Origin of the sequence: Marinobacterium iners (assembly GCF_017310015.1) — a bacterium.
Taxonomy (GTDB): domain Bacteria; phylum Pseudomonadota; class Gammaproteobacteria; order Pseudomonadales; family Balneatricaceae; genus Marinobacterium; species Marinobacterium iners.
In genome coordinates, this window is the sequence record NZ_CP022297.1 from 1,800,608 (window position 1) to 1,821,813 (window position 21,206).

20 protein-coding genes and 1 tRNA gene are annotated in these 21,206 nt (G+C 55.2%); 13 read left to right on the forward strand and 8 right to left on the reverse strand.

The window, feature by feature from the left end:
- The first annotated feature begins 15 nt into the window (after nucleotides 1-15).
- A tRNA-Asp gene (locus tag CFI10_RS08620) sits at nucleotides 16-92 on the forward strand.
- Between the two features lie 107 nt (nucleotides 93-199).
- The gene (locus tag CFI10_RS08625) at nucleotides 200-2,068 is read left to right on the forward strand and encodes a SurA N-terminal domain-containing protein (RefSeq protein ID WP_091824434.1); all 1,869 of its coding nucleotides are present in this window, start codon (nucleotides 200-202) and stop codon (nucleotides 2,066-2,068) included.
- Between the two features lie 72 nt (nucleotides 2,069-2,140).
- Here CFI10_RS08625 and CFI10_RS08630 read toward each other — a convergent pair whose 3' ends face one another.
- The 7 genes from CFI10_RS08630 to gloB form a co-directional block, all read right to left on the reverse strand.
- Nucleotides 2,141-3,727, reverse strand: a complete 1,587-nt coding sequence (locus CFI10_RS08630; RefSeq protein WP_206841381.1) for an ABC transporter ATP-binding protein — start codon at nucleotides 3,725-3,727, stop codon at nucleotides 2,141-2,143.
- Nucleotides 3,728-4,750, reverse strand: a complete 1,023-nt coding sequence (locus tag CFI10_RS08635; protein WP_206841382.1) for an ABC transporter permease — start codon at nucleotides 4,748-4,750, stop codon at nucleotides 3,728-3,730.
- 4 nt (nucleotides 4,751-4,754) lie between these two features.
- Nucleotides 4,755-5,840 (reverse strand): microcin C ABC transporter permease YejB, encoded by a 1,086-nt coding sequence (locus tag CFI10_RS08640; protein ID WP_206841384.1) that lies wholly within the window; start codon nucleotides 5,838-5,840, stop codon nucleotides 4,755-4,757.
- Entirely contained in the window at nucleotides 5,840-7,639 is a 1,800-nt protein-coding gene (locus tag CFI10_RS08645; RefSeq protein ID WP_242530160.1) for an extracellular solute-binding protein, read from the reverse strand. Before CFI10_RS08645 ends, CFI10_RS08640 begins: the two co-directional genes overlap by 1 nt.
- A 69-nt stretch (nucleotides 7,640-7,708) precedes the next feature.
- Nucleotides 7,709-7,849 (reverse strand): hypothetical protein, encoded by a 141-nt coding sequence (locus tag CFI10_RS08650; RefSeq protein WP_175527595.1) that lies wholly within the window; start codon nucleotides 7,847-7,849, stop codon nucleotides 7,709-7,711.
- Between the two features lie 2 nt (nucleotides 7,850-7,851).
- Complete coding sequence (locus CFI10_RS08655) at nucleotides 7,852-9,222, reverse strand: LysM peptidoglycan-binding domain-containing protein (protein WP_206841386.1); 1,371 nt, start codon at nucleotides 9,220-9,222, stop codon at nucleotides 7,852-7,854.
- Between the two features lie 63 nt (nucleotides 9,223-9,285).
- Nucleotides 9,286-10,062, reverse strand: coding sequence for a hydroxyacylglutathione hydrolase (gene gloB, locus CFI10_RS08660; protein WP_206841388.1), 777 nt, complete (start codon nucleotides 10,060-10,062; stop codon nucleotides 9,286-9,288).
- A 135-nt stretch (nucleotides 10,063-10,197) separates the two neighbouring features.
- Between gloB and CFI10_RS08665 the strand changes: the two genes are divergently transcribed.
- Genes CFI10_RS08665 through nudC form a run of 4 tightly spaced genes read left to right on the forward strand, consistent with a single transcriptional unit; the run spans nucleotide 10,198 to nucleotide 12,888 of the window.
- A complete protein-coding gene (locus tag CFI10_RS08665) occupies nucleotides 10,198-10,965 on the forward strand; it encodes a class I SAM-dependent methyltransferase (RefSeq protein ID WP_091824419.1) in 768 nt (255 codons plus the stop codon).
- The gene (gene rnhA, locus CFI10_RS08670) at nucleotides 10,962-11,402 is read left to right on the forward strand and encodes a ribonuclease HI (RefSeq protein ID WP_091824416.1); all 441 of its coding nucleotides are present in this window, start codon (nucleotides 10,962-10,964) and stop codon (nucleotides 11,400-11,402) included. Before CFI10_RS08665 ends, rnhA begins: the two co-directional genes overlap by 4 nt.
- Nucleotides 11,399-12,109, forward strand: coding sequence for a DNA polymerase III subunit epsilon (dnaQ, locus tag CFI10_RS08675; protein ID WP_091824413.1), 711 nt, complete (start codon nucleotides 11,399-11,401; stop codon nucleotides 12,107-12,109). The genes rnhA and dnaQ overlap by 4 nt, the downstream gene beginning before the upstream one ends.
- 11 nt (nucleotides 12,110-12,120) lie before the next feature.
- Nucleotides 12,121-12,888 (forward strand): NAD(+) diphosphatase, encoded by a 768-nt coding sequence (gene nudC, locus CFI10_RS08680; RefSeq protein ID WP_206841393.1) that lies wholly within the window; start codon nucleotides 12,121-12,123, stop codon nucleotides 12,886-12,888.
- Here the strand turns inward: nudC and CFI10_RS08685 are convergent.
- On the reverse strand, nucleotides 12,874-13,197 hold the full coding sequence (locus CFI10_RS08685) for an SCP2 sterol-binding domain-containing protein (protein WP_206841397.1): 324 nt from the start codon (nucleotides 13,195-13,197) through the stop codon (nucleotides 12,874-12,876). The genes nudC and CFI10_RS08685 overlap by 15 nt on opposite strands.
- 106 nt (nucleotides 13,198-13,303) lie before the next feature.
- Here CFI10_RS08685 and sohB point away from each other — a divergent pair, with 106 nt between their 5' ends.
- The 7 genes from sohB to cydC all read left to right on the forward strand — a co-directional run bounded on the left by sohB (nucleotide 13,304) and on the right by cydC (nucleotide 21,204).
- Nucleotides 13,304-14,368, forward strand: a complete 1,065-nt coding sequence (gene sohB / locus CFI10_RS08690) for a protease SohB (protein WP_206841399.1) — start codon at nucleotides 13,304-13,306, stop codon at nucleotides 14,366-14,368.
- Between the two features lie 66 nt (nucleotides 14,369-14,434).
- Nucleotides 14,435-15,106, forward strand: coding sequence for a TetR/AcrR family transcriptional regulator (locus CFI10_RS08695; RefSeq protein ID WP_242530161.1), 672 nt, complete (start codon nucleotides 14,435-14,437; stop codon nucleotides 15,104-15,106).
- Nucleotides 15,106-15,585 carry a L,D-transpeptidase gene (locus CFI10_RS08700; protein WP_091824401.1) on the forward strand — a complete coding sequence of 160 codons (480 nt, stop codon included), beginning with the start codon at nucleotides 15,106-15,108 and terminating at the stop codon, nucleotides 15,583-15,585. Before CFI10_RS08695 ends, CFI10_RS08700 begins: the two co-directional genes overlap by 1 nt.
- Before the next feature lie 3 nt (nucleotides 15,586-15,588).
- A complete protein-coding gene (nagZ, locus tag CFI10_RS08705; RefSeq protein ID WP_206841402.1) occupies nucleotides 15,589-16,599 on the forward strand; it encodes a beta-N-acetylhexosaminidase in 1,011 nt (336 codons plus the stop codon).
- Nucleotides 16,599-17,750 (forward strand): mechanosensitive ion channel family protein, encoded by a 1,152-nt coding sequence (locus CFI10_RS08710; protein WP_206841404.1) that lies wholly within the window; start codon nucleotides 16,599-16,601, stop codon nucleotides 17,748-17,750. The genes nagZ and CFI10_RS08710 overlap by 1 nt, the downstream gene beginning before the upstream one ends.
- Nucleotides 17,747-19,477 carry a thiol reductant ABC exporter subunit CydD gene (gene cydD, locus CFI10_RS08715; protein ID WP_206841406.1) on the forward strand — a complete coding sequence of 577 codons (1,731 nt, stop codon included), beginning with the start codon at nucleotides 17,747-17,749 and terminating at the stop codon, nucleotides 19,475-19,477. Before CFI10_RS08710 ends, cydD begins: the two co-directional genes overlap by 4 nt.
- Entirely contained in the window at nucleotides 19,474-21,204 is a 1,731-nt protein-coding gene (gene cydC, locus CFI10_RS08720; RefSeq protein WP_206841408.1) for a thiol reductant ABC exporter subunit CydC, read from the forward strand. The genes cydD and cydC overlap by 4 nt, the downstream gene beginning before the upstream one ends.
- The last annotated feature ends 2 nt before the right edge of the window (nucleotides 21,205-21,206 follow it).

Genomic DNA, 21,206 nt, shown 5'->3' on the forward strand with positions numbered 1-21,206 from the left:
TGAAGTCCTGATACTGGAGCGGTAGTTCAGTTGGTTAGAATACCTGCCTGTCACGCAGGGGGTCGCGGGTTCGAGTCCCGTCCGTTCCGCCAGATTCGGGCACGTTCACTGGAAGCAGAGAACTGTCTTCGTAGTCCAAGAAAGCGCATTCAGGGCTGAATGCGCTTTTTTTATAAAAGAGTCAGAGTGAACCCAAACCATGCTGCAATCCATTAGGGAAAATTCCAAAGGGATCATCGCCAAGGTCATCGTTGGCCTGATCATCGTCACCTTTGCTCTGTTCGGCGTTGAGTCGCTTGTCGGGCTTGCCAACAGTGAAAAGGCGCCGGCTGAAGTGAATGGTGAAGAGATCAGTAACCAGGATTTGCAGCGTGGTATCGAGCTGCAGCGGCGCCAGTTGCTGGCCCAGATGGGTGCAAACGGCAATCCTGCGGATATCGATGAAAATCAGCTGCGTCGTATGGTGTTGCAGGCCCTGATTGATCAGGAGGTGCGTCTGCAATCCGCCGAGTCGCAGGGTCTGTATCTGTCCGAAGCGATGATTGATCAGATGATCGTAGGCACACCGGATTTCCAGGTTGATGGTCGCTTTGACCGTAACCAGTTTGAAGCGGTACTGCGTGGTGCCGGTTTTACCCCGCTTATGTATCGTGACTTATTGCGCAAGGAGCAGTTGATTGCGCAGGAACGCAACGCTTTCCAGCTGTCCGCCTTCGCGACTGAGCAGCAGGTTGAGCGCTTGCTGAGGCTGGATCGACAAACCCGTGATATTGCCTGGGCAGAGCTGTCACTTGACCAGTTCATGCAGACTGCTGAAGTAACTGATGCAGAACTTGAGTCGCGTTATCAGGAGCAGCTGGAACGCTTCATGACCCAGCCGCAGGTCGTGCTTGACTATGTGGAACTGAATCAGGCTGATTTTGTTAAGCTCGACGCAATCACCGATGCAGAGCTGGAAAGTGCGTATCAGCAGGAATTGGCAAGGTTCCAGGCATCTGAAGAGCGTGCGGCAGCTCACATTCTGTTTGAAGAGGATGCACAGGAACAGGCTGAGGCTGTTCGTCAGCGCATTCTGGATGGTGAGCTGAGCTTTGCCGAAGCGGCACAGGAGTTTTCGGCAGACGCCGGATCTGCCGAGCAGGGCGGTGATCTGGGTTACAATAGCCGTGGTGTACTAACGGGCCCGTTTGAGGATACGCTGTTCGCCATGCAGCCGGGTGAAATATCAGAGCCTGTTCGCACCGAGTTTGGCTATCATCTGATACAGCTGAACGATGTGCGCAACACTGAGCCGCCGGCGTTTGACGAGATGGCTGCTGAATTGCAGCGTGAATTGGCCCAGTCCCGTGCTGAGGCTGAATATGTGGCTGCGCTTGAACGCTTGGCTGACTTGAGCTTTTCGGCGGGTGATCTTGATGTCCCGGCAGAGGAACTGGGGCTGGAAATTCATCAGACCGAGCCTTTTGGGCAGGCTGGCAGTGAGAGCGGGTTGGCCTCCAACCCTCGCGTGGTCAAGGCTGCGTTCAGTGAAGAGTTGACACGTGAAGGTCTTAACAGTGACCCCATCGAGCTGGATCGTGAAACAACAGTAGTTGTACGGGTTAAAGAGCAGATTCCAGAACGCCAGCTGTCGCTGGATGAAGTGCGTGATGAGCTTGAAGGCGAGTTGCGACGTGAACAGGCGGAAGCGGCACTGGAGGCTCGCCTGCAACAGTTGCTGGCGGACTTCGAGTCTGGCAATTCCCTGAACACTGTTGCTTCTGAGCTGAGCTGGAGTGAAGTGGCTTCTGCAGAGCGTGAGCAGGCAGACATGCCGTCTGCTGTCAATCGTAAGGCATTTGAGCTGCCTCGTCCGGCGGAAGATGCGGCATCATTTGGAACTGTACGTTTGCCGAACGGAGACCGCGCACTGGTTCGAGTCAATGCAGTTCAGGACCCAGACCTTGCTGATGTTGACGCTGACCTGAAGCGCCAGATGGCTGCCTTCCTGGCCAGCCGTAATGGCCAGCTGGACTATCAGCTGCATGTAGAGGCATTAACCGAGGCTGCCGAAATTGAGCGCAACTAGGTTGCAGATCTGCTGATGGAAACTGAAAAGGGCCGCACATGCGGCCCTTTTCAGTTTTGCCGGGTTTTAAACTCAGCCAGATGGCACGGCAGCGGCTTCAAGCAGGCGTTGAGTGTAGGGGTGCTCCGGGCGGCTGAAGAGCCGTTCTGTCGAGGCCTGCTCAACGACTTTGCCTGCCTGCATCACCATGACCCGATGGCTCATGGCCCTGACCACGGCCAGATCGTGACTGATGAAGAGATAGCTGAGCTGATACTGCCGTTGCAGATCACGCAGCAGCTGAATGATCTGCTTCTGTACGGTGCGATCCAGTGCGGACGTGGGTTCGTCGAGAATGATCAGCCTGGGGCGCAGCACCAGTGCCCGTGCGATGGCGATGCGCTGCCTCTGTCCGCCCGAGAACTCATGCGGATATCGGTGTCGTACTTCGGGGTCCAACCCAACATCGCGAAGGGCGAGGCATACTTGCTCATCCTGCTGACTACGCTTGGTGATACCTTGAACCTCCAGGCCTTCAGCGATGATTTCGGCAATACTCATGCGTGGGCTCAGGCTGCCGAAGGGGTCCTGAAACACCACTTGCAACTGCTTGCGCAAGGGTCTGAGCTGTTTCTGTTTCAGGTTTGAAAGCTCTGCACCATTGAATACCACTTCGCCCTTGCTGCTGATCAGTCGCAATATGGCCAGTGCCAGCGTAGTTTTGCCTGAGCCGGACTCGCCGACAACGCCCAGTGTTTCACCGCGAGCGAGTTGCAGATCTATTTCGTCCACCGCTTTGTGATGGCGGCTGACTCGTTGCAGTATTCCCTTGCGCTCGGCAAACCAGACTTTCAACGCACGGGTCTGAAGGATAATATCATCAGGATCGGCAATTGCAGCTGGCTGGCCTTCCGGTTCGGCAGCCAGGAGATTACGTGTGTACGCATGGCGGGGAGCGCGAAACAGCTCGGCACAGGGCTGTTGCTCAAGCAATTCTCCCTTATGCATGACACACACCGAGTCCGCTACCCTGCGTACAATATTCAAGTCATGAGAGATCAGTACGATCGCCATGCCAAGCTGTTTCTGAACACGTCTGAGCAGTTCGAGGATCTGGTGTTGTATGGTGACATCGAGAGCGGTTGTCGGCTCGTCGGCAATCAGCAGTTCAGGTTCATTGGCCAGGGCCATTGCGATCATGACGCGCTGACGTTGCCCGCCTGAAAGCTGGTGCGGGTATTGACCCAGCCGCTCCTGAGGGTGATCAATCCCTACCAGGTCGAGCAGTTCAAGCGCACGAGTGCGACATGAGGGCAGGCTCAGGCCGCGATGCAGATGCAGAGTTTCACCGATCTGCTTCTCCAGCGTGTGCAGTGGGTTGAGCGATGTCATCGGTTCCTGAAAAATCATGCCCATCCTGTTGCCACGCAGTTGCAGCAATCGCTTCTCAGGTGCCTGAAGCAGGTTCTCACGCTGATACAACACGGCGCCTTCCGTCTGTGCCTGGGGCAAAAGTCGCAGCAGTGAAAGAGCCGTAACCGATTTGCCAGAGCCCGATTCCCCAACGATGGCAAGCGTTTTGCCCGGCTCGATATCAAAACTGATATTGCGCACAACCGCCTCGCGTGAAGAGCCAAAACGGACACTGAGATTCTGGACAGAGATCAGCGGTGTACTCACTCAGACTTTCCTCGGATCGAAGGCGTCACGGACTGCTTCACCGATGAAGATCAGCAGCGTCAGCATGACCGACAACGAGATGAATGCGGTCAGGCCCAGCCAGGGGGCGTGAAGGTTTTCCTTGCCCTGTGCGACCAGCTCGCCCAGGGATGGCGAACCCGGGGGTAGACCAAAGCCCAGAAAATCGAGGGCGGTCAGTGTAACGATGGCGCTGTTAAACACAAAGGGCATGAACGTCAGGGTCGCGATCATGGCGTTGGGCAGTACATGGCGGTACATGATGCGGGTATCACTAAGGCCTAGCGCGCGTGCGGCACGCACATATTCAAGGTTGCGTCCGCGAAGGAACTCGGCCCGGACGACATCGACCAGGCTCATCCATGAAAACAGCAGCATGATGCCGAGCAGCCACCAGAATCCGGGCTGTACCAGTGAAGCCAGTATGATCAGCAGGAAGAGTACGGGCAATCCGGACCAGATTTCGATAAAACGCTGAAAAAACAGATCGATGCGGCCGCCGTAGTAACCCTGAACAGCACCGGCGCAGACGCCGATGACCGAGCTAGCCAGTGTCAGCGCCAGTGCAAACAGAACCGAAATACGGAAACCGTAAATGACACGTGCCAGTACATCCCGGCCCTGATCATCCGTCCCCAGCCAATTTGTTGCCGTTGGTGGCGAAGGTGCAGGTTGTTCTAGGTCGTAATTGATGGTGCTGTAGCCGAAGCGGATCAGTGGCCAAACGGTCCAACCCCCGGACTCTGTAATCAAATCTTGAATGAAGGGGTCTCGGTAGTCCACGGGCAGGGCAAAGTCGCCACCAAAGTCAGCCTCGGTGTATTCCTGGACCAGTGGCAAGTAGAGCTGCTGCCCGTGACTGATCAGCAACGGTTTGTCATTGGCAATCAGTTCGGCGACCAGGCTCAGTCCAAACAGGATTAGAAAGATCCAGAGTGACCAATAGCCTCGGCGGTTGCGCTTGAAACTGTCAATACGACGACGTTGCAAAGGGGAGAGCTGCACCGGCCTATACCTCCCTGCTGGCAAAGTCGATACGGGGGTCTACCAGCGTGTAGGTGATATCACTGACCAGTTTCAGCAGCAAACCCACCAGCGTGAAAATGTAGAGTGTACCGAAGATCACTGGGTAGTCTCGATTGATGACAGCTTCGTAGCCCAGCAGTCCGAGCCCATCGAGAGAGAAAATCACTTCGATCAACATCGATCCGGTGAAGAAAATGCCGATGAGGGCGGCGGGCATGCCGGCAATGATCAACAGCATGGCATTGCGGAATACATGACGGTACAGCACCGCGTTTTCATCCAGTCCCTTAGCGCGGGCAGTCAATACATACTGCTTGTGTATTTCATCCAGAAATGAGTTTTTGGTCAGCATGGTCAGTGTGGCAAAACTGGAGACCACCGAAGCCAGTACCGGCAGAGTGATGTGCCAGAAGTAGTCTGCCACTTGTTGCCACCAGGTCATCTGTTCAAAGTCGGGCGAAGTCAGTCCGCGTAGCGGAAACCATTCCAGCCAGGTGCCGCCTGCAAACAGAACGATCAATAAAATGGCAAACAGGAAGTTGGGAATTGCGTACCCCACAATGATGGCGCTGCTGGTCCAGACATCGAACGATGAGCCATCACGTACGGCCTTGCGGATGCCAAGCGGGACCGAGATTAAATAAGTGATGAGTGTGGTCCAAAGGCCCAGAGATATTGAAACCGGGAGTTTTTCGATGATCAGGTCGATAACGCTTTTGTCGCTGTAGAAGCTCTTGCCAAAATCGAACATTAGATAGTTCTGCAACATCTGGAAGAAGCGTTCGTGTGCTGGCTTGTCAAAGCCATACATGCGCTCTATTTCAGCTATCAAAGCAGGATCCAGCCCTTGGGCTCCGCGGTAGCCGCTGTTTTCACTGCCAGCAGCGATGTCGGACTGTGCGCCGCTGCCGATGCGGTTGCCAGCATCAATCCCGAGCCCCTCAAGGTTCGCAATAGTCTGTTCAACCGGGCCGCCGGGAGCAAATTGAACCAGTATGAAGTTGAGCAGCAGTATCCCCAGCAGTGTGGGTATGATCAGCAACATGCGACGGACAATGTACGCGGCCATCAGGGCTTGGTCCACCAGGTATCAAGGCCGAGGTCATAGGCAGGGCTTACCTCAGGGTGGGCGAACCTGTTCCAGTACGCGATGCGATAGGCACTGATATGGTAGTGGGGAATCACATAATGATTCCACTGCAGCACTCGATCCAGCGCACGGGCACGCAAAACCAGTTGCTCCCGGTCTGGTGCGGCGATCAGCTGTTCAACCAGGTAGTCGACGGCTGGATTCTTAATGCCAATCAGGTTGCGACTTCCGGGCATGTCAGCTGAGCTGGAATGCCAATAGTCACGCTGCTCATTGCCAGGGGAGCTGGACTGGCCAAAGCCATACACCACCATGTCAAAGTCGAACTGACGCAACCGGTTTATATATTGGGATACGTCGACGATGCGGATACTGGCGCTGATACCCAGCCTTTCCAGATTGCGAATGAACGGAGAAACCACTCGCTCGAATTCCTTCTGCACCAGCAATATTTCAAATGTAAATGGAGAGCCGTTGCCGTCAACCAGCTTGCCTGACTCAAGTTGCCAGCCAGCCTGTTTGAGAAGCCCCAGAGCTTCACGCAACTGCGCACGGTTGCGACCACTGCCATCCGTGGTTGGGGCTCGGTAAACCTGAGTAAATACTTCAGGTGGTACCTGGTCACGCACGGCTTCGAGAATCTCCAGTTCAGCTGGGGTTGGCAGCTCTTCTGCAGCCATCTCAGAGTTGGAAAAATAACTGTGGCTGCGGGTGTAAGCGCCATAAAACAGGTTGCTGTTGGTCCATTCAAAGTCGAATGCAAGCGCAAGTGCCTTGCGCACTTCAGGCTGGCTGAACATGCTCCGGCGGGTGTTCATGATGAAACCTTGCATGCCACGCGGGTTTTCGTGTGCAATCTCTTCCTTGATGATGCGACCATCAGCGAAGGGGGCGCCGGTATAACCGGTTGCCCAAGCCTTGGAGGCATGTTCACTGCGGAAATCGTACTCACCGGCCTTGAAGGCCTCCAGTGCTACCGTACTGTCGCGATAATAGTCATACTGGCGTTGATCAAAGTTGTGACGGCCGCGGTTTACTGGCAAGTCGCGCCCCCAGTAGTTGGGGTTGCGTGTGTAAACGATGGTTCTGCCTGGATCGATCTTTTCAATCAGGTAGGGGCCCGAACCAAGCGGTGGTTCCAGTGATGGTGTTTCGAAATCACGCTCGGCCCAGAAGTGCTGTGGCAGGATCGGAACCTCGCCTACTATCAGTGGGAGTTCTCGGTTGGTGCTGTCACCAAACTCGAAACGTACTGTCTGAGGGCTCAGTGCCGTTACGCTTTGAATCCCTGCATAGTAGCTTTTGAAGAAGGGGCTACCTTTCTCGCGCAGTATGTCGAACGTGAACACGACATCGTCTGCCGATACGCTGTGCCCATCACTGAATCGAGCGTCAGGATGAAGGTCGAACTCAATCCAGCTGCGATCCACGGCAACCCGCAGCTGTTGGGCCAAGAGGCCGTATTGGGAAAAGGGCTCATCCAGTGCGCGAGCCATCAAAGAGTCGTACAGTAACCCGGTTCCTTCGGCGGCGGTACCCTTGACTATGAACGGGTTGAGGCTGTCGAAGGTACCAATGGAGGATTCCTTGAAATGTCCGCCTTTGGGAGCGTCCGGGTTAACATAGTCGAAATGGCTGAAATCGGGCGGATATTTGAGGTCGCCATGCATGGCAATGCCGTGCTGGCTGTCCGGGGCCGCATGCAACGGAAGGCCGAAAAGCAGAAGCGAGAAAACGGCAGAAAGATAAAGGCATACTGAACGCAGCTGTACAGGCACTGTTTTCTCCTTGGAAGTATTGTTTTTGTGCGAATTTAACCCGTGCTGTAGTCCTGTGACAACGCCGGGTCAATCCGGTTCGGAGTCGTTGGAACGCTCTCGCTCCTGGTCCCGCTCCATCCAGCCTCGAATCTTGCGAAACAGTACCCACTTGAATAGAACGGCCAGCAACACTGAAACCGCTATGATGAATAGACTCAGGTTATCCATGATCAGCTTGCATCGGCAATATCCACGTTGAGCAGCAGGAGCGTCTGGCCAATCTTGAGCGTATCGCTGGGCGCCATCTGATTCCAGCGTGCCAGATCACGTACGCCGACACCATAGCGGCGTGCAATACTCCAGAAGCTCTCGCCCGAATCGACGCGGTGGTAGTGCTTGCGCTTTGCACGTTGCTCAAGCTGTTGGCGTTCGGCCTGGATACGCTGTTCCAGGCTAAGGTTGTAACTTTCAGACGAGGCACTCGGTTTTGGCACCAGTAATGCCTGGCCTGCACGAATCAGGTGGCTGTTCAGTTTGTTGCCCTGTCTTATCACACTGACCGAGCTGCTAAACCGCTGGGCGATGGTGCTGAGGGTGTCACCGGGACGTACGGTATAGCGGTGCCAATTAACCCGCTTTTCGGGTGGCAGTGTTTGAAGAGCTTGGCGCAGGGGGGCGGCGTTCTCAGTTGGTACCAGCAACAAGTGAGGGCCATCAGGATCGGTGGCCCAGCGATTAAAGCCGGGGTTGAGTTGGTACAGAGTGTCCAGATCAAGACCGGCCATAGAAGCCGCCTGAGCCAGATCGATCTGGCCGCCGGTTTCTACAGCCTCAAAGTAGGGAGTGTTGTCGATGTGAGTTAATGTGATTCCAAGGGTGTCGGCATCACGTACTGTCCGGGCCACAGCCAGCAGTTTGGGAACATAGGCCTTGGTTTCGGCAGGCAAGTCCAGAGACCAGAAATCGGTCGGTTTGTTTTGCTCGCGGTTGCGACGCATGGCGCGACTGACGGTTCCACCTCCGGCATTGTAGGCCGCCAGTGCCAACAACCAGTCACCATCAAAACGGCGATGTAACTGTTCCAGGTATGTGAGAGCGGCATCAGTGGATGCAAGAATGTCGCGGCGGCCGTCGTACCACCAGCTGGAGCGAAGGCCAAAGTGCCGTGCCGTGCCGGGAATAAATTGCCAGGGACCAGCCGCACTGCCGTGTGAGTAGGCAAAGGGGTCGTAGGCACTTTCGATGATGGGTAGCAGAGCTATTTCGGCCGGCATGTCGCGCTTGAGCACTTCATGCAGGATGTGATGGTAGTAGGGTTTCGCGCGTTCGGTTACGCGGGGCATATGGCTGGGGTGGCGCAAATACCAGTTGAGCTGGCTTTCAAGCCGAGGGTGCTGATAGTCCAACGGCAGCTGCAGATGCTGGCGGGTAAGTTGCCAAAGGTCGCTCTCCTCGGGTTGGATCACTCTGGGCGCTGCTGTTTGTACGGGTTTGACCAGGCTGGATGCCTTGAGTGGCTGTTTTTGTACGGTTTGGGTCTGGCAGCCAGTAAGCGCCAGACCCAAGGTGGTTGCCAGAAGCAAAGCAGGCAGTTGTCGCATCAGTCCCTGTTCCCGAAAAATCGCAAAGGCCTGATTTTATGAGGGGAATAGGTTTGCGGTCAATCAGAAACGGTTCTTCCATTCTCGCAGTGCTGCCAGAACCTCTACCTCGGTTTTAAGTGGGTTGCCGCTGTAATGTTCAGCAGAACTGATTACATCGGGCTCAGCTGTACGCATGAAAGGGTTTATCTGTTTTTCCTGTTCAATACTGGAGGGCAGGGTTGGCAGTCCTTCGTGGCGCAGATGGTGGCAGCGTTCATGCACTCGGGTAATCTCGGCGTTGGCGGGTTCTACGCTGGCTGCAAAGGCAAGATTGGACAGTGAATACTCATGGGTGCAGTAGACCTCAGTATTGTCGGGCAGTGAAGCAAAGTAGTGCATGGCGGCCAGCATCTGACGTGCAGTGCCCTCAAACAGCCGACCGCAGCCGGCAAGAAACAGGGTGTCACCGCAGAACAGCTGCGGCTGGTCGCCGCCCACAAAATAACTGATGTGGTCCTTGGTGTGAGCGGGTACGCCCTTGACCTGAAGAGAGTGTTGCATCAGCTTCAGCGTCTCACCATCCTGTAGTGGATGGGTGATACCTTCAAAAGGCGAATTTTGGGGGCCGTAAACCGGTACAGAAGCATGGTTGAGCAGTGTCTCAACCCCGCCGGTGTGATCGGCATGATGATGGGTGATCAGGATTGCTGCAAGGCTGTAATTGTTCGCTTCAAGCCATGCAAGAATCGGAGCGGCATCACCGGGATCGACCACGGCAACCTCGGCCGGCTGCTGAGGGCTGCGAAGCGCCCAAATATAGTTGTCATTGAAGGCAGGGATTGGATGAACGTCAAACATGTTAGGGATTCCTGCTTTTAGTTGTGAAGATACACAATGCCCAATGGGTGCAGGGCACTTAGGGTATAGATGACAACTAGGGTACTGTATACTTGAATGCGATGAAATCTTAGTCCGGCATGGGGCTCCAGCGGTATGAAGTTCAATGAGCAGCTACCCGTCGAGCAGTTAATTCCCCCGCTGTGCCAGTGGTTTGACACCCCGCTGGGGCAAGAGGTGGTTCAGGCAGAGCAGGCCTTGGCAGAATCGGTGTTGCCGACCCTGTTCGGTTATCACCTGCTGCAGGTGGGGTTGGATCATCGGCAAGTGTTATTTGATGCCAGTCCGGTATCGCGCAAGGTGATGCTGATGCCACAGATGCAACTGGGGGCTCAACCGCTCACCATCATTGCCGACCATGATGAGCTGCCGGTGTGCAGCAATGAGCTGGATGTCGTGATTTTGCACCATGCACTGGATTATGCCGCCAACCCGCACCAGGTGCTGCGAGAAGCCGCTCGTGTACTGCGTCCCGGTGGTTTTATGCTCAGCTTCAGTTTTAATCCGGCCAGCTACTGGGGGCTTTGGTCGAGGCTGAAACGACGTAATCTGCCCCCATGGGGTGGCCATCTAATCAGTCATGGTCGTCTGCATGATTGGCTTAGTCTGCTTGAAATGACTGAAGTCAGGGCGCAAACCGCCTGCCACCACCTGCCGTTGGAAAATCGGCTGTGGCGATGTCGCCTCAGCCTGTTCGAGCGCTTGAGTCGGCGTGTACCTGGGTGCAGTGGTGCTGTATTGATGGTGCTGGCGCGCAAGGATGTGGCAGGTATGACTCCGATCCGTCCGGGCTGGAAACGCAGACGTTTGCTCAGTCTGCCCGTAGCTGAACCCAAGCCGACTGCCAGAGGAAAAAGTTTTTGAAAGAAGTAGAAGTATTTACAGATGGTGCCTGCAAGGGCAACCCTGGTCCTGGTGGCTGGGGCGCTCTGCTGCGTTATGGTGAGCAGGAAAAGGAGTTGTTTGGCGGTGCCAGGGATACCACCAACAACAGAATGGAGCTGCAGGCTGCCATCGAAGCGCTGGCAAGCCTTAAACGCCCCTGCAAGGTGGTGCTGACTACTGACTCACAGTATGTGCGCCAGGGCATTACCAGCTGGATGGCCGGTTGGAAGCGCAATGGCTGGAAAACGGCGTCGAAACAGCCAGTGAAAAACATTGACCTTTGGCAAGCACTTGATGAGCAAGTGGCGCGTCATGATATTGAATGGCGCTGGGTCAAAGGGCACAGTGGTCATCCTGAAAATGAAAGAGCCGACCAGCTGGCAAATCGTGGTGTAGAGGAGGTTGGCAGGGCGTGAGCGTACGGCAGATCATTCTGGATACCGAAACAACCGGTATCGACCCGGAGGCAGGGCACAACGTTATCGAAATCGGCTGTGTCGAGATGGTGCGACGAAAGCTGACCGGAAATACCTGGCACCAATACATCAAACCTGATCGTGAGGTGGAAGCCGAAGCGATTGAGGTGCATGGCATAACCAATGAATTTCTGGCTGACAAGCCACGGTTTGCCGAGCTTGCGCACGAGTTCCTTGAGTTTGTGCGCGGGGCTGAATTGATCATCCATAATGCAGCCTTTGATATCGGCTTCTTGAATACTGAATTGGCCAGAAACGGTATCAATGAGCGAGTGGATGAGATCTGCACCGTTATCGATACCCTTATGCTGGCGCGCAAGAAACATCCTGGGCAGCGCAACAGTCTGGATGCACTCTGTCGTCGCTATGGCATCGATAACTCCCACCGTGAACTGCACGGGGCGTTGCTTGACTCCGAGATTTTGGCCGATGTCTATCTGGTCCTGACGGGTGGGCAAACCAGCCTGCAACTGGGGCAGGGTGACAGCGAGGACGGTGAGGGTGAAGAGCCAATTCGGCGTATTGATGCCAGTGCCTTGGTGTTACCCATTGTCCGGGCCAACACCGATGAAATTGCACTCCATGAAGCGTTTCTTGATCTGTTGGACAAGAAAAGTGATGGGGCTGTCTGGCGCAATCTGAGCTGAGGGGGGGCGTAATGGCAGATTCCATAACCGCCGAGCACTGGTTTCTTGCTCATGAGGGGCGGCTGTTGCGACGCGATGATCAGATTTTTTTCACGGCGGCAGACGTGGGTGATACGGACGTTCGTTATGGTGTTGATGATGGTTTCGGGCTTGCTGTTCTGGCTCAGCGTCCAGTGGGCCTGACGGCGGTTGACGGGTTACGTGGATTGCTGGCGCGGTCGGTTGATGAGGTAGAGTACGCACGTCTGGCGCGCGCATCCCAGCTGGCTACATGGCACGATCAGCACCGTTTCTGTGGCCGCTGTGGCGGCACTCTTCAAGCACACCCGCAAGATATGGCCCGGCAGTGTCCAGTCTGTAGTCTTGTTCAGTATCCGCGCATCTCGCCCTGTATCATTGTTCTGGTCACCCGGGGTGATCGCTGTCTGCTGGCTCATTCTGCACGTTTCCCTCCCGGCCGCTACAGCACTCTTGCCGGTTTTATTGAGGCCGGCGAAACCGCAGAAGCGGCGCTAAAGCGAGAAGTGTATGAAGAGGTGGGGATCAAGGTACATAACATCCGCTTCTTTGCCAGCCAGTCATGGCCTTTCCCCCATCAGTTGATGCTTGGTTTTTTTGCGGACCATCTAAGTGGTGAGCTGGTGCCGGATGGTGAAGAGATTCTGGAAGCTGGCTGGTTTGGAGTAGACAACCTGCCGGACCTGCCACCGCTATTCAGTATCGCGCGCCAGTTGATCGACCATTTCTTCGCTGTCAAACATGACTCATCGACTGAATAATTTGCCCAGTCGAGTGGCGAGCATTACGTTGCCTTCAGCCCTCAATTGCCCTTTCATGAATGCCCCCATGCCATCCTGTTCGCCGCTGATGATGCGGATCAAGGTTGCCTCATCGAGATGCAGTACCAGGTTGGGGTCTTCATGCAGGCCATATTCGCTGGTGCACTCACCGTCACGGATATCAATATAGAAAGGCTTGGCATCGGTAAGACGGAACTGAAATATGGCATTGAGGCCTGTTGCCTGATCGGGATTAAATTTCTGAGGCAACTTGTTGACAATACGTTCAAGCGTGAGTGACTGGGTCATGTTTAGGGTTGTCCTTGGCGGTGATACGGGCATGATAAAAGCTTTGTTTATGGTACAGTAGCCCCGGCTTTGAAGTGAACCCGTTAGCCCTGACCGGAGAGATAGATTGACAGCGTTTTTAGCCGAGTATGGCCTGTTTCTGGCCAAAACCCTGACCCTGATTATCGGGCTTCTGTTGTTTCTGGGCGGCCTTGCCGCATTGGTTGAGCGAAGAAAGGAACAGCGTGAAGGTCATATCGAGATCAAAAGCCTGAATGATCATCTCGAAGACATGAAAACCGATATCGAAGCGGCAGTGGTAGACGAAGCCCTGGCGCGCCAGCATGAGAAAGCGCGCCGCAAGCAGGAAAAGGCTGAAGCCAAGGCGCTGAAGAAAGCCCTGAAAAAGGGTGAAGAACCCGAAAAACCGCGTAACCGTGTGTTTGTGCTTGATTTCGATGGTGACATGCATGCCTCTGATGTCGATCGTTTGAGGGAAGAGGTGACGGCTGTCCTGACAATCGCCGATGCTGATGACGAAGTGGTCGTCCGGCTTGAGAGCCCGGGCGGGCTTGTACATGCTTATGGTCTGGCCAGCTCACAGTTGGAGCGGTTCCGGGCTGGCAATATTCGTCTGACGGTATGCGTTGACCGTGTGGCGGCCAGTGGTGGCTATATGATGGCCTGTATTGCCGATCATCTTGTGGCTGCGCCTTTTGCGGTTATTGGCTCAATAGGGGTGGTTGCGCAGCTGCCCAACTTCCATCGCCTGCTGAAAAAACATGAAGTGGACTATGAAGTACTGACCGCGGGTGAGTACAAGCGGACGCTCACTGTTTTCGGCGAAAACACCGAAAAAGGTCGTGAGAAATTCATCGAGGAGCTGGAAGATACCCACTCTCTGTTCAAGTCATTTGTTCGTGAATACCGTCCGCAGCTGGATCTGGACAAGGTTGCGACGGGTGAAGTGTGGTTTGGTCGCAGGGCACTGGATGAAAAGCTCGTTGACGCAATCAGCACAAGCGACGACTATCTGTTTAAACTGTGTCAGGATTGCGACGTGTATGAGTTGCACTATGAGGTCAGGCGTGGTTTACAGGAACGGCTAGGGCAACTGGCGGTATCGACATCTGACAGCCTATTGCTGCGCTGGTGGCAACGCCTGAATAACAGCCGTCTGCTGTCACGCTGACAGAATCGATTTTTGAATACTTGATGTTGTATGGGATCGTGAGTTGAGATGAGATGGAGATCGTTAATGGATCGGCCGGAGGATCTGCAAATGTATGACACCTCTGATACGGCTGGGCGGATCATTCAGGCCGCAGAAAAACTGTTCTCCGAACAGGGCTTCAAGGAAACCACCATGCGTCAGATTACGGGGCTTGCTGAAGTCAATCTTGCAGCGGTCAATTATCACTTTGGCTCCAAGTTCGGACTGATTCGCTCTGTTGCCGAACGCTCGCTGTCACCATTGTGCGAACAGGTCGATAAAGGGTTGGTGCAGCTTAATGTGGCAGATGCCACCCCGGGTCTTGATCAGTTGCTTCAGTTGATGGCTCAGGCTCTGGTGCATGTGCATGGTCAAAACCAGAATGCCCTTTCGGTACTGATGCGATTGCTGGATCAGGCCTATCTGCCCAGTCAGCATGATCTTCAGGCTTTCCTGCGTGAACGCTACGGGGCGCGTTTTGATCGTTATCTGCAGTATTTCAGGGCGGACGCAGCGCCGCTGGACGAACGTGAATTTTTCTGGCGTCTCCATTTTCTGCTTGGTTCGGTGATTTTTACCCTGTCCAACATGCACACACTGAGTGCGCTTGAGCAGCAGGGGGAAGCCACTGAAGTGAAGCTGGAGCAGATTCTGGCTCGAATGATTCCGGTAATTTCAGCCGGAATGAAGGCGCCTGTCCGCAACGGAACCCACTGATGCAGGTTAGGCTGCGGGTTTCACTGAAGCGGCAGCAGCTGTTTGTGCTTACCGAAAAGGGTGAGTACAGCTACCCGGTGTCAACGGCGAAAGCCGGAGCCGGTGAGCGCAACGGCAGTGGCTGTACGCCGCGTGGCAGGCACTTCATTCGTGCCTGCATCGGCTCTGACCAACCCCTGGGGGCTGTATTTGTCGGTCGCCGACCAACGGGCGAGATCTATTCTGACAATCTGGCAGCTTCTCATCCCGAACGCGATTGGATATTGACCCGAATTCTTTGGCTTTGTGGCCGTGAACCCGGCTTTAACAGAGGGGGAGAGGTCGATACCCAGCGGCGGTATATCTATATTCATGGCACCCCGGATACGGAACCCATGGGCACGCCCTTGTCTCATGGTTGTATACGGATGCGAAACACGGACCTGCTGGAGCTGTTTGAACAGGTCTCTCCCGGCACTGATATTCTGATAGAAGAGTAGATCATGACCACTGGCGTTCTGATGCTTGATATTGAGGGGACTGCACTGAATGCAGTTGAAACCGAACAGATCAAGAGTCCCCAGGTAGGCGGACTGATTCTGTTCAGCCGCAACTATGACAATCCCGACCAGCTCAAATCACTGATGACATCCATTCGTGCCTTGCGGGCAGACCTGCTGGTGGCGGTTGATCAGGAGGGGGGGCGTGTCCAGCGTTTCCGTGAAGGCTTTACTCGTTTGCCGCCCATGGCTGCCTTGGGCCGTCGCTGGCTACAGAACCCGCATCATGCGATCGCCTGTGCCCATGAACTTGGCTGGTTGATGGCGACAGAACTTCGCCGGTTTGATATCGATATCAGCTTTGCCCCGGTGCTGGATCTGGACTGGGGTCAGAGCAGTGTTATTGGAGACCGCGCCTTCGGTGCTGATCCTGAGGTGGTTATCCAGCTGGCCGGTGGTGTTATGGCCGGTATGCATGAAGCCGGGATGGCCGCGACCGGCAAGCATTTTCCGGGCCATGGCTGGGTACAGGCCGACTCGCACCTTGAGCTGCCGATTGATGAACGCAGCATGGCTGAAATCGAAGAGCAGGATCTGCGGCCATTTGACGCATTGATCCGACGCGGGCTTGATGGCGTAATGCCGGCACACGTTGTGTACAGTCAGGTTTGCTCGGCTCCGGCGGGCTTTTCCAGTTATTGGCTGCAGCAGGTTCTGCGCCAGCGGTTGCATTTTGATGGTGTGATTTTCAGTGACGATCTCAGCATGGAGGGCGCCAGCCAGGCCGGCAGCTATGCAGAACGCTGTGATCGTGCGCTTGCAGCCGGTTGTGACATGGTACTGGTCTGTAATCATCCTGACGGCGCAGGACAGGTTCTGGAACATCTGCAGGCTGGTTCGGTTGCTGCCTCACATCGCCTGGCCAGGATGCGCGCACGTCCTGCGCGGATTCCGGATTCTGATCGGCTGAATGAAAGCCGCCAGCTGGCGGCAGAGTTACTCAAGGAGATCTGATGCTTGAACAGCTGCTGAAACCGCTGCTGGCTCCTCTGTTTAAACAGTGGCCCGTACTGGAGGACTACGGCTGGCAGGTGGCTGCTGCAACAGTTGTGGTTCTGGTATGGCTGTTAACCATCGTATTCAACTGGGTGATGGGGCGCTTGATTCACCACTTGAGTCAGAAAGCCCCTGCCTGGGACGATTTGCTCTTGAAGTCGATCAGAACACCGCTGCGTATTCTGATTTGGGTCACTGGTGTATCCCTGTTGCTGGAAATTTTTAGCCGAAACGGCCTGCCGGTCAGCACCGAAGTAGGCGGTGACCTTCGTCGACTAGGGGTCATCATTCTCCTGGCCTGGGGAGTGATTCGTTTTATCAAGGCAGGGGAAAAGTACCTGACAACGCCCGTTGCCGGCCGTAAACAGGTGGATCGCACAACCGCCGATGCTGTTGCCAAGCTGCTGCGACTGGTTGTGTTCATTCTTGCTGGGCTAACGGTACTGCAATCTTCAGGTGTCAGTATTTCCGGCATCCTGGCATTTGGTGGTATTGGCGGTATCGCGGTAGGCTTCGCTGCCAAGGATCTACTGGCCAACTTTTTCGGTGGCCTGATGATTTATATGGATCGCCCGTTTCGAGTAGGTGACTGGGTGCGCTCGCCCGATAAGGAGATAGAGGGGACCGTCGAGTACATCGGCTGGCGCCTGACTCGCATCCGGACCTTTGATCAAAGGCCCCTGTACGTCCCAAATGCAACCTTTACCAGCATCTCGGTAGAAAACCCCTCACGGATGCGCAACAGGCGTATTTTTGAGCATGTGGGGGTCCGCTATGATGATGCAGACAAGGTCAGGGCAATCATTGATGACGTACGCGAGATGATTCGCAATCATCCGGAAATCGATACGCGTCAGACGATCATTGTTCAGTTGAACCGCTTTGGGCCATCCTCTCTCGACTTTATGGTGTATACCTTCACCAAAACCACACAGTGGGTTAAGTATCACGAAATCAAACAGGATGTGATGTTGAAAATAGCGGATATTATTTTCAGTCACGGAGCTGAGTTTGCCTTCCCGACTCAGACCATCCATCTCGCGGCAGGCGAGCCGGAGTTGCCGGAACCTGTATCTCAACGGCCGACCGAAGCGGGGCAGCAGGCATGAGCCGCTTGCAGGAGCGGGAGCAAAAGCGCTGGCTACAGCAGCTTGGCAAACAGGAAAAACGCTGGGTCTGGCTGAGTGTGGCAGCAGGGATTGGTATCGGTCTGATGCTGGTTGTTCAGGCCCACCTGCTGGCCAGAGTTGTCGATGGCACCCTGTTCAGCGGGCAGTCTCTGGCACAACATACGCCATTGCTGTTGATGTTGCTGGCGGCACTGTTGCTCAGAGCTCTGCTGGGTGTTGTAAAGGAGTGGGCTGGACAGCAGGCATCGATTCGGATCAGGCGAAGCCTGAGAGGATTGCTGCTTAATCATATCAATCGGCTGGGACCCGCCTATACGGGTGATCAGCGCAGCGGTGAACTGAGCAGCATTCTTCTTGAGCAGGTTGAAGCGCTGGATGGTTTTTTTGCCCGCTATTTGCCACAAATGGCGTTGGCGGCAATGTTGCCGCTGGTCATACTCGCCTTCATATTCCCGGTAAACTGGGCGGCAGGGCTGATTTTCCTGATTACGGCACCCCTGGTGCCGCTCTTCATGGCGCTGGTCGGTACCCGTGCAGCTGAAGCCAACCGACGTAACTTCGCCGCGCTGTCGCAACTGGGGTCCCACTTTCTTGATGTCGTGCAGGGTATCGTTACGCTGAAACTGTTTGATCGCAGTCGAGATCAGGTGGAGGTGATTGAGGCCGGGGCTGATGAGTTTCGTCAACGCACGATGCAGGTGCTTCGATTGGCATTCTTGTCGTCGGCGGTGCTTGAGTTCTTCGCCTCCATATCCATTGCCGTAGTCGCGGTTTATTTGGGTTTCAGCTTTCTTGGCCACCTGGACTTTGGTTACTGGGACGCGCCGGTCAACCTTTACCAGGGATTGTTTATACTGCTGCTGGCGCCGGAGTTTTACCTTCCTTTACGAGAACTGGGTACGCATTACCACGCGCGGCAGGAGGCGGTGGCTGCCGCCGACAAGCTGCGTGAACTGCTGGAGGCTACCCCCAAAGCGATAGCCGGAGAGGGAGCGGGTTTGGATGCTACTGTCCATCAGATTAGCCTTGAGGGTGCGGGACTGACTTACCCCGGGCGCCAGACACCGGTATTTACGGGCGTGAATCTGACGCTTCAGCGAGGCCGAATTGTTGCCCTGGTGGGCCCAAGTGGTGCGGGCAAGTCATCCCTGCTGCAAGTACTTCTGGGATTTCGCCAACTCAGCGAAGGTCAGGTTAAGGTTAATCAGACACCGCTGGATGTGGTAGGCAGTTATGCCTGGCTGGAACAGGTTGCCTGGGTCAGTCAGCATACAACGCTGTTTCCGGGCAGTCTGCGCGATAACCTGCTGTTGGCAGCACCCGATGCCAGCGAGCATGCTCTGTATTTGGCACTGGAGCAAGCCAATGCACTGGAATTTGTACAGCGCCTTCCTGACGGCCTCGATACGATTGTGGGAGAGCTGGGAAGTGGTTTTTCCGGCGGACAAATTCAGCGCCTGGCGCTGGCACGAGCCTTTCTTAAGGATGCGCCGGTATTGTTGCTGGATGAACCTACTGCAAACCTTGACCGAGACAGTGAGCAACTGGTGCTGGAGTCTCTGCAGACGCTGTGTGCAGGCAGGTTGGTGCTGATGCTGACACATCGGCGCTCCTCCATGCTGCGGGCGGATGAGGTATGGCAGCTTGAGAACGGGCAGCTGAGTCTCTTGAATACAGACGCACCCGAAGCCGGAGGCGCGACATGAAAGAATTGCGTCCATTCGTTGGGCTGATGCGACCACACCTGAACTGGGTCCTGCTTGGCACTTTGCTGGGCCTGGTCACGCTGCTGGCCAGTATTGGCCTGATGACCTTGTCAGGCTGGTTCATTTCGGCAGCGGCTCTGGCTGGCATTAGTGCGGTCACAGCTCAGCAGTTCAACTACTTTACGCCGGGGGCTGGCGTGAGAGGTTTTGCCATCGCCAGAACAGTTGGGCGCTATTTTGAGCGGGTAACAACGCACGAAGCAACCTTCCGCCTGCTGGCCGATCTGCGCAGCTGGTTCTATCGTTGTCTTGAGCCACTTGGCCCTGCTCGGTTGCAGCAGTTTCGTTCCGCTGACCTTTTGAACCGCCTTATCGCTGATGTAAATGCGCTGGATAACCTGTATCTGCGTGTACTGGCTCCCAGCGTACTTGCGCTACTGGTGTCGGCACTGGTATTGGGTTTTCTGGCACTGTACAGCCCTGGGATAGCGTTGCTGACAGCTGTGGGGTTGTTGCTGGTAGGTGTGATCACGCCGCTGCTGGCACACTTGTCAGCACGTCATGTGGGCGAGCAGCAGGTAGTGGCGACCGCTCGCCTGCGTCAACGGCTGATAGGATTGGTACAGGGGCTGGCCGACCTGTACATCTATGGCGGTGTTCAGCGAGCGATTGATGCTACCGCTGCTGAGGAGGCGCGGCTGCAGAAAACCCAGCTGCGCATGGCGCTGCTGACGGGGCTGATGACGGCGCTGATCGTATTTATTGGTGGTACAACTGGCCTGCTGGCTTTGGCTATGGGTGTTGAGCGCGTATACGATGGCAGGCTTGAACCTGCTCAGCTGGCCATGGTGCTGTTCTGTGTGTTGGCTGTGTTTGAAGTTGTGGCTCCACTATCTCTGGCATATCAGTATCTTGGCAAAACTCGCCGTGCGGCTGCACGCCTGCAGGAAGTTGCAGCAACCGCCCCGCTGATCCACTATCCGCCAGCCGATGAAGGTCCAGTGCCGCTGCCCGGCAGCTTCAGTTTTGATCAGGTATATTTTCATTATGATCGTTCTTCATCAGCGGTACTTGAGAAATTCTCACTACAGGTATCGGCCGGAGAAAAAATACTGCTGCTGGGGCATACCGGCAGCGGCAAGAGCACGCTTATCAGCTTGCTGGCGCGATTCCATGATCCGCAACAGGGGCATGTGTTGTTGGGTGGTCAGCCGGTTGCCTGCTACAGTGAATCAACCCTGAGAGCTCAGATGAGTGTGCTATCACAACCGGTTCAGCTCTTTGCCGGTACTGTCGCCGATAACCTTGCCTTGGCCAATGTGAGTGCCGATGAGGCCGATATGGCATCGGTACTGGCAGCTGTGCGACTGGATATGGAGTTGGGCGAAGAGCCTCTTGCATACTCAATAGGCGAGTCTGGTAGCCGCCTTTCAGGGGGGCAGCGCAAGCGGCTGGCACTGGCAAGGGCGCTATTGCGTGACGCCCCCATCCTACTGCTTGATGAGCCAACCGAGGGGCTTGATGCCGCAACGGAAGCCGCCGTTGTGGAGAATGTGTTGCGGCTTTACCCCGAACGAACACTGGTGATGATCAGTCACCATCTGCAAACGGCAGCGTTGTTTGATCGTGTTGTGATACTGGACAAGGGGCGGGTGATTGAGGAAGGATCGCCACAGGCTTTGGCGGCTATCCCCGACAGCCGCTTCAGTCAGCTAAATGCAGTTTGAAA

What these genes read in the sequence shown, in the direction of transcription:
- CFI10_RS08650 (WP_175527595.1), bottom strand. Translation starts at nt 7,849, where the DNA reads ATGGATAACCTGAGTCTATTCATCATAGCGGTTTCAGTGTTGCTGGCC.
- nudC (WP_206841393.1), top strand. Translation starts at nt 12,121, where the DNA reads ATGGCAGATTCCATAACCGCCGAGCACTGGTTTCTTGCTCATGAGGGG.
- CFI10_RS08655 (WP_206841386.1), bottom strand. Translation starts at nt 9,222, where the DNA reads ATGCGACAACTGCCTGCTTTGCTTCTGGCAACCACCTTGGGTCTGGCG.
- CFI10_RS08710 (WP_206841404.1), top strand. Translation starts at nt 16,599, where the DNA reads ATGCTTGAACAGCTGCTGAAACCGCTGCTGGCTCCTCTGTTTAAACAG.
- CFI10_RS08700 (WP_091824401.1), top strand. Translation starts at nt 15,106, where the DNA reads ATGCAGGTTAGGCTGCGGGTTTCACTGAAGCGGCAGCAGCTGTTTGTG.
- gloB (WP_206841388.1), bottom strand. Translation starts at nt 10,062, where the DNA reads ATGTTTGACGTTCATCCAATCCCTGCCTTCAATGACAACTATATTTGG.
- CFI10_RS08695 (WP_242530161.1), top strand. Translation starts at nt 14,435, where the DNA reads ATGGATCGGCCGGAGGATCTGCAAATGTATGACACCTCTGATACGGCT.
- cydD (WP_206841406.1), top strand. Translation starts at nt 17,747, where the DNA reads ATGAGCCGCTTGCAGGAGCGGGAGCAAAAGCGCTGGCTACAGCAGCTT.
- CFI10_RS08665 (WP_091824419.1), top strand. Translation starts at nt 10,198, where the DNA reads ATGAAGTTCAATGAGCAGCTACCCGTCGAGCAGTTAATTCCCCCGCTG.
- CFI10_RS08685 (WP_206841397.1), bottom strand. Translation starts at nt 13,197, where the DNA reads ATGACCCAGTCACTCACGCTTGAACGTATTGTCAACAAGTTGCCTCAG.
- cydC (WP_206841408.1), top strand. Translation starts at nt 19,474, where the DNA reads ATGAAAGAATTGCGTCCATTCGTTGGGCTGATGCGACCACACCTGAAC.
- CFI10_RS08640 (WP_206841384.1), bottom strand. Translation starts at nt 5,840, where the DNA reads ATGGCCGCGTACATTGTCCGTCGCATGTTGCTGATCATACCCACACTG.
- CFI10_RS08625 (WP_091824434.1), top strand. Translation starts at nt 200, where the DNA reads ATGCTGCAATCCATTAGGGAAAATTCCAAAGGGATCATCGCCAAGGTC.
- nagZ (WP_206841402.1), top strand. Translation starts at nt 15,589, where the DNA reads ATGACCACTGGCGTTCTGATGCTTGATATTGAGGGGACTGCACTGAAT.